The organism is Cupriavidus sp. IK-TO18, assembly GCF_015549295.1.
Lineage (GTDB): Bacteria > Pseudomonadota > Gammaproteobacteria > Burkholderiales > Burkholderiaceae > Cupriavidus > Cupriavidus oxalaticus_A.
In genome coordinates this window covers 182,302-189,194 of the sequence record NZ_JADGMP010000018.1, presented here as the reverse complement: position 1 = coordinate 189,194, position 6,893 = coordinate 182,302, and the positions used below count along the sequence as shown (strand labels likewise).

Annotated in this window: 7 protein-coding genes; 6 read left to right on the top strand and 1 reads right to left on the bottom strand. The window is 58.3% G+C overall.

Annotation, left to right across the window (positions count from 1 at the left end):
• The first annotated feature begins 568 nt into the window (after positions 1-568).
• Positions 569-775, top strand: a complete 207-nt coding sequence (locus IPF36_RS16270; protein WP_133092693.1) for a hypothetical protein — start codon at positions 569-571, stop codon at positions 773-775.
• Positions 776-894: 119 nt separating this feature from the next.
• Here IPF36_RS16270 and IPF36_RS16265 read toward each other — a convergent pair whose 3' ends face one another.
• Positions 895-1,818, bottom strand: coding sequence for a LysR family transcriptional regulator (locus IPF36_RS16265; RefSeq protein ID WP_135706900.1), 924 nt, complete (start codon positions 1,816-1,818; stop codon positions 895-897).
• Positions 1,819-1,990: 172 nt separating this feature from the next.
• On the opposite strand from IPF36_RS16265, the gene catA reads away from it, so the two are divergent.
• The 5 genes from catA to benD all read left to right on the top strand — a co-directional run bounded on the left by catA (position 1,991) and on the right by benD (position 6,710).
• Positions 1,991-2,926, top strand: coding sequence for a catechol 1,2-dioxygenase (gene catA / locus IPF36_RS16260; RefSeq protein ID WP_133092691.1), 936 nt, complete (start codon positions 1,991-1,993; stop codon positions 2,924-2,926).
• Positions 2,927-3,031: 105 nt separating this feature from the next.
• The gene (locus IPF36_RS16255) at positions 3,032-4,390 is read left to right on the top strand and encodes a Rieske 2Fe-2S domain-containing protein (RefSeq protein ID WP_133092690.1); all 1,359 of its coding nucleotides are present in this window, start codon (positions 3,032-3,034) and stop codon (positions 4,388-4,390) included.
• Complete coding sequence (gene benB / locus IPF36_RS16250; protein ID WP_133092689.1) at positions 4,387-4,875, top strand: benzoate 1,2-dioxygenase small subunit; 489 nt, start codon at positions 4,387-4,389, stop codon at positions 4,873-4,875. Before IPF36_RS16255 ends, benB begins: the two co-directional genes overlap by 4 nt.
• 39 nt (positions 4,876-4,914) lie before the next feature.
• On the top strand, positions 4,915-5,937 hold the full coding sequence (benC, locus tag IPF36_RS16245) for a benzoate 1,2-dioxygenase electron transfer component BenC (RefSeq protein WP_133092688.1): 1,023 nt from the start codon (positions 4,915-4,917) through the stop codon (positions 5,935-5,937).
• Positions 5,934-6,710, top strand: a complete 777-nt coding sequence (gene benD / locus IPF36_RS16240; protein WP_133092687.1) for a benzoate diol dehydrogenase BenD — start codon at positions 5,934-5,936, stop codon at positions 6,708-6,710. The genes benC and benD overlap by 4 nt, the downstream gene beginning before the upstream one ends.
• Positions 6,711-6,893 lie beyond the last annotated feature (183 nt).

Below are 6,893 nucleotides of genomic sequence, written 5' to 3'. Positions count from 1 at the left end.
CCTCAGTCGACTAGCTGCAGCATGAACCAGACGTGTCCGCGCTGGACAGAACACCTCATGGTTCTAAAGAGGAGCGCCATTGTGAGGGCCGCTTGCATACCTGAAGTTGTATCTACTTTCACCTAAACTTGTGGCTTGCTGATAGGGAGGGGCAAGGATCCTCAATCGAAGAAGGGCCAATCGCAGCGCCTTGATGGCTGTCCGCGGCGTGCGAACCCTGCTCTCCTGAGGGTGTCAGGCCTTGGCCCGTTGCTCCGCGTCCATTCGACGACGAAGCGTTTGGCGGTTGGCTCGGTAGCCTGGCGTGAAGTGAAGTAAAAGTCCTCCCTCCGGGCCTGTTCCAAAGACGTTGTAAATTAAAATATTAGCGATTTTCTTGTTAGTCTCCGTACCGATATTACTTCAATTTTGTGAGTAGTAATTTCGGAACTCTGACGGGGCGGGACTGAGCGGCCGCACTCATTTCGTGCCAAATGCGCTACGCCGATGCGGCCGCCAGTAAATGAATCCCTGCCCTCAACCCTCGAGACTCCAAAGGTCAAATGCTTTCTGAAAACCGGGGGCACTCATGCTTCGTTCGATGCCACTCTGTGCATCGATCTGTAGCTTCATCATCATGGCCGCCGCCAACGCGCGCCATTACGGCGTCGAGGCGTACATGCTGCCGACGCTGGCCGGCGCAGGGGTCTTTACCAGTCTACTGCAGCCGCTCATGGATACTGCTGCATTCGCCCATTTACCAAAGAACCTACCAAACCTACGAGTCAGCCAATGACGGTACTCGGCAGACCGGTACCAGCGACACATGATCGACGATGGCGTCGTCGGCGGGAAATGCCTCGCGCAATATTCAGCTGTCTAGATCCAACAACGTAAACCCCATGATGAAATGCCTTACGCCCCCTTATCCGTGCGAGGTACATGGGGAATCCCCTCTTCCTCGTACAGCCGATAGATCATTTCCAGCATCTCCTTGATGTCACGCGACTCATCCATCGCACGCATACTCATGATGATGGGCGACGTGAGGGTTGGGTCATCCAGTTCCATGTAGCTCACGTCGTCGCGCTTGAGCCCATAGACGCTGCTCGGGACGACCGCAATCCCTTCTCCCGCCGCGACAAGCCCCAATGCAATCTGCAACTCGCGCACGTCATAGATGCGCCGAGGCGTAAGGGCTCGCTCCTGGAAAGCCGAAAGAACCTGGTCAGCGTAGCTTGGCCTCGGTGCCTTGGGAAAAACAATGAGCGTTTCGTAGATGAGGTCTCGAAGCGCGAGCACCGGCTTCGACGTGGAGAGCGGATGACCGACGGGAAGTGCAACGATCATTTTCTCCTCGCGGAGAATCACCCGGCGGATGTTCGCATCCTCGTGTCGAATCCGACCGAACCCTACATCGATACGTCCGTCCTTGAGCGCGCGAATCTGGTCCATCGTCGACATCTCGTGGAGGCTGAGCTCGACCGACTTGTTCTCGTCCCGGAATCGCCGAATGATCTTTGGAAGCATGCCGTAGAGCGTGGACCCCACAAAGCCGACGGACAGACTGCGCTCGATACTGCCAACGCGCCTTGTCATGGATTCCAACTCGTTCGTCTGCGCAATGAGATGTACTGCGTGCGAGTAAAAAAACTTGCCTGTCTCGGTGAGCTTAAGCGGACGAGAGCTTCGTTCGAATAGCTGGACCCCCAACGTTTCTTCGAGCTGCTGTATCTGGCGGCTTAATGGCGGCTGCGCGATATGAAGCCGCTTTGCTGCGCGCGTGAAGTTGCGCTCCTCGGCAACCGCTACAAAGTAGCGAAGATGTCGCAGCTCCATACAATACCTCCCAGATATGATTCCATACTAAAACAGTGTTGGACTGACCGGTTTGCCGTCCTCTATTCTGCCATCACGCTCTGTTTCACGGTCACATTATACCTTCTGAGTAAGTTTAGAGTTACCTGAAACAAGGGTTTACCCCACCAAAACAGAAAGCTTAGGAGCAGACATGAGTGTCAAAGTGTTCGACTCGAAGGAAGTGCAGGACCTGCTGAAGGCCGCTGCTAATCTGGGAAGCCACGATGGCAACGCTCGTACCAAGCAGATTACTCATCGTCTGCTGAGCGACCTCTTCAAGGCCATCGACGATTTAGACATGACGCCCGACGAGATTTGGGCCGGCGTGAATTACTTCAACAAGCTTGGGCAAGATGGTGAGGCGGCCCTCTTGGCCGCGGGCCTTGGCCTCGAGAAGTATCTCGACATCCGCATGGATGCAGAGGACCGTGAAGCTGACATCCACGGCGGCACGCCGCGCACGATTGAAGGCCCGCTGTATGTTGCGGGCGCCCCGGTGCGAGCTGGTGTCTCTAAGATTGATCTCAATGCCGACGAAGACGCGGGTCCGCTCATCATCCGTGGCACGGTGACCGGACCGGACGGCAAGCCCGTGGCCGATGCGGTTGTCGAATGCTGGCACGCCAACTCCAAGGGCTTTTACTCGCACTTCGACCCGACCGGCGCCCAGGACGATTTCAACCTTCGCGGCGCGGTGAAGACGGGGGCTGACGGCAAGTACGAGTTCCGCACGCTGATGCCCGTTGGCTACGGTTGTCCGCCGCAAGGCGCGACGCAACAGTTGCTTGACGTGATTGCCCGCCACGGCAACCGCCCGGCGCACGTACACTTCTTCGTAACGAGCGACAAGACTCGCAAGCTCACGACGCAGATCAATATCGAAGGCGACCCGCTGATCTGGGACGACTTCGCTTATGCGACGCGCGAAGAGCTTGTGCCGCACGTTGTCGAGAAAACGGGCGGTGCCGCGCTGGGCCTCAAGGGCGACGCGTACAAGGAAATCGAATTCAACATCGAGTTGACTCCGCTGGTGCAAGGCAAGGACAACCAGCTTGTGAATCGCCCGCGCGCTTCCGCCACGGCGTAACCCCCTCACGCGGCGGCCTCACTCGCCAGGCCGCCAGCTTCCCCGCACGAATTCTCTGAACCGATGCAAGGGCTTGACCACGAAGCCCGCATAGGGAGACGACTCATGTCCGCAACTATCGATAAAGCACGGCAACTGGACGATTTGCTGAGCAACGCCGTCCAGGACGACAAGGAAAATGGTGTTTTCCGTTGTCGCCGAGACATCTTCACGAACGCCGATCTGTACGAACTCGAGATGAAGCACATCTTCGAGAGCAACTGGGTCTACCTCGCGCACGAAAGCCAGGTACCGAACATCAACGATTACTACACGACGTGGATTGGTCGTCAGCCGATTGTCATCACGCGTGACAAGGCCGGTGAGTTGCACGCGGTCATCAACGCATGTGCCCACAAGGGTGCCATGCTGTGCCGCCGCAAGCACGGCAACAAAGGCAGCTTCACCTGCCCGTTCCACGGCTGGACCTTCTCGAACGCCGGCAAGCTGCTGAAGGTAAAGGACGAGAAGACCACCGAGTATCCGGTGCAGTTCAACAAACAGGGATCGCACGACCTGAAGAAGGTTGCGCGCTTCCAGAACTATCGCGGTTTCCTGTTCGGTAGCCTGAGCGAAGACGTGATGCCGCTCGAGGACTATCTCGGCGAGACCAAGATCATCATTGACCAAATCGTCTCGCAGGCGCCGGACGGTCTCGAAGTGTTGCGAGGCAACTCTTCGTACATCTACGACGGCAACTGGAAGATGCAGATGGAAAACGGTTGTGACGGCTATCACGTCAGCACCGTGCACTGGAACTATGCCGCAACGATGGGGCGCCGCCATGTCGAAGGCACCAAGGCCGTCGATGCAAATGGTTGGAGCAAGTCGGTTGCGGGGGTGTATGGCTTCGAGCATGGCCATATCCTGCTTTGGACCAACACGATGAATCCTGAAGTGCGTCCTGTCTATCAACATCGCGACGAAATCGCAGCGCGCGTTGGCGAAGACAAGGCGAAGTACATCGTGAATCAGACGCGCAACCTGTGTCTGTATCCGAACGTGTTCCTGATGGATCAGTTCAGTACCCAGATTCGCGTCGTCCGTCCGATCAGTGTCGACAAGACAGAAGTCAGCATCTTCTGCTTCGCACCAAAGGGCGAAAGCGCAGAGAGCCGCGCGATCCGCATTCGTCAATACGAAGACTTCTTCAACGTCTCAGGCATGGGCACCAGCGACGACCTCGAAGAGTTCCGTGCGTGCCAGGCGGGCTACGCCAGCACGACGTCGATGTGGAACGACATGTCGCGCGGTGCACCGTTGTGGGTCCATGGACCTGACGCGAATGCGAAGGGCATGGGCTTGAACCCACTCATCTCTGGCGAGCGCAGCGAAGATGAAGGTCTCTTTGTGGTTCAACACGAATACTGGGTGCAGGTGATGCGCGAAGCCCTGCGCAAAGAACAGGCGGAGGCAGCCGTATGAGCATCGATTATCAAAAGGTCTGTAGCGCGCTCTATCAAGAGGCGCGCTTTCTGGATGATCGTCAGTGGGACGAGTGGTTGGCTTGCTACACAGCAGACGTCACCTACTGGATGCCGGCCTGGGATGACGATGACAAGCTTACCGAAGACCCGCAAAGCGAAATCTCTCTGATGTACTACTCGGACCGCGGCGGCCTGGAAGACCGGGTGTTCCGTATCAGAACCGAGCGCAGCAGCGCGTCGATGCCGGAGCCGCGCACCAGCCACAACGTCACCAATATCGAAGTGCTGGCGGAGCGGGATAACGAAGTCGACGTTCGATACAACTTCAACACGTTGAGCCATCGCTATAAGGTCACGGACCAGTACTTCGGCACCGCCTGCGTCACCTTCCGCAAAGTTGACGATCGGTTGCTGATTTCGAGCAAGAAGATTGCGCTCAAAAACGACTACATCCGCCAGGTGCTGGACGTCTACCACGTCTGATTGCCATCGGTAGGAATGAGAAAGGACGCAGGAGTTAACATGTCCAGCTACAACATCGCACTGAACTTTGAAGACGGCGTGACCCGCTTTGTCGAATGCAAGGCCGGCGAAAAGGTTCTCGATGCCGCGTTTCGCGCCAAGATCAACCTGCCAATGGATTGCTCCGACGGCGTGTGTGGCACCTGCAAGTGCCGCGCCGAGAGTGGCAGCTACGACCTGGGCGACGACTTCATTGAGGAGGCGTTGAGCGACGACGAGAAAGCCGGCGGTCTCGTGCTCACGTGCCAGATGGTGCCGCAAAGTGACTGCGTTATCGCAGTGCCGGCATCGTCGACGATGTGCAAAACCGAGCAAAGCAAATTCGCTGCGACGGTCACGAAAGTCGAACAGCACAATGATGCGGCGGTGGTCCTAGAGTTGGACGTGGACAGCATCCCTCCGGTCTTCCTCGCTGGCCAGTATGTGAACATCGATGTCCCCGGCAGCGGAAAACATCGCTCGTATTCCTTCTCGTCCGCGCCGGGCGCACCGAAAATCAGCTTCCTGATCAAAAAGATCCCTGGCGGCGTGATGAGCACCTGGCTCGAATCGGCGCAGCCAGGCCACAAAGTGCAACTGACGGGGCCCCTGGGCAGCTTCTACCTCCGGGCAGTGGAGCGTCCCTTGTTGTTCCTGGCTGGCGGCACGGGCCTGGCACCATTCCTGTCGATGCTGGAGGTCCTGGTTCGCGCGAACTCGGAGCAGAAGGTGCATCTCATCTACGGCGTGACACGAGACCTCGACCTGGTCCAGGTTGAGGCTATCGAGGCGTACGTCGCGAAGTTGCCGAACTTTACGTTCAGTACCGTGGTTGCAGAAGCAGAATCGAGCCATCCCCGCAAGGGCTGGGTGACCCAGCACATGCCGGCGGAATGTCTGAACGATGGTGATGTCGACGTGTACCTGTGCGGACCGCCGCCGATGGTCGACGCGGTCCGCAAGTATTTCGACGACAACGGCGTGAAGCCCAACAGCTTCCATTACGAGAAGTTCACGCCCAACGCAGCCCCGGTGACCCCATGAGCGGCAAGCGATTCGAAGGCAAGGTGATGGTGGTCACCGGTGCCGCCCAAGGTATCGGACGCGGCGTCGCGCTACGCGCTGCGGCTGAAGGTGCGAAGGTTCTGTTTGTCGATCGCGCCGACTTCGTCTCCGAGGTCGCAGCGGAAGCGGTTGGGGCCGACACTGCCGGCTTTATTGCCGACCTCGAGACCTATGAAGGCGCAGCCTCCACGATGGCTTTCGCTGTGGAGACGTTTGGCCGAATTGACATTTTGATTAATGGCGTTGGCGGGGCCATTCGCATGCGGCCCTATGCCGAGTTCGAACCGGCTCAGATTGATGCGGAGATCCGCCGCTCGCTCATGCCGACCTTGTACGGCTGCCACGCGGTGCTTCCGCACATGCTTGCTCAAGGACGCGGGTCCATCGTGAACGTTTCCTCGAATGCAACGCGCGGCATCCGTCGCGTGCCGTATTCGGCTGCAAAGGGCGGCGTCAACGCGCTCACCCAGTCGCTTGCGATGGAGTATGGCGAGCACAACATCCGTGTGGTCGCTGCCGCACCCGGTGGAACCCAGGCGCCTCCCCGGCGCGTGCCTCGCAACGCGATTGGAGATAGCGAGCAAGAGAAGGCCTGGATGAGCGAGGCGGTGATGCAGGTGACTGAATCCACCTTCTTCAAACGCTACGGCACGCTTGACGAACAAATCGCGCCGATTCTTTTCCTTGCCTCTGACGAAGCCGGCTACATCACAGGCGCTGTGCTGCCGGTTGCGGGCGGCGACAACGGCTAGCACTCATCGAAGAAGCGACGACAGGAGATGGGGCAGTGAGCTAACGGAGAGCCACTGCCCCAGCCGGGATGGCGGCGGTCCACATTCCTGCCCACGCTGACCAGGACGGCAATAACAAGCTCGAACGCTTGAGGCTCAGAGCGCTGGAGGCGCGCGCGTGCACCGCAGATGCTGCGGAGAACG